Raw genomic sequence first — 310 nt, forward strand, 5'->3', positions numbered from 1 at the left:
GGCTCAAACATAGTTCCTGCGCCATTTTCGCGAGCATAGATAGCCTGCACAGCGTAGATAGGAACGATAACTGAATGAGGTCGACCACCGAAACGAGCATGAAACGTTAACGCTTCGTTGCCAATCTCTAGGTTGCCTACAGCACGAGGAGCAACGTTCAAGATGATTTGTCCATCTTGTACATACTCTTCCGGTACGCGTACTCCTGGCATAGTAGCGTCAACCACTAAGTGAGGAGTCAGTTCATTCTCCGCCAACCAGTCATAAAATGCGCGAAGCAGATACGGTCGACGGGGAGTCATTGCAGAAA

The 310-nt window shown here is 49.4% G+C and carries 1 protein-coding gene; it reads right to left on the reverse strand.

All coding sequences use genetic code 11. The annotated features are described in order from the left end of the window. A partial coding sequence (gene sspB, locus AB4585_RS29740; RefSeq protein WP_372172441.1) for a ClpXP protease specificity-enhancing factor occupies window positions 1–302 on the reverse strand: 302 nt, incomplete at its 3' end. Window positions 303–310 lie beyond the last annotated feature (8 nt).

The organism is Vibrio sp. 10N.222.49.C9, from assembly GCF_041474985.1.
Taxonomy (GTDB): domain Bacteria; phylum Pseudomonadota; class Gammaproteobacteria; order Enterobacterales; family Vibrionaceae; genus Vibrio; species Vibrio crassostreae_C.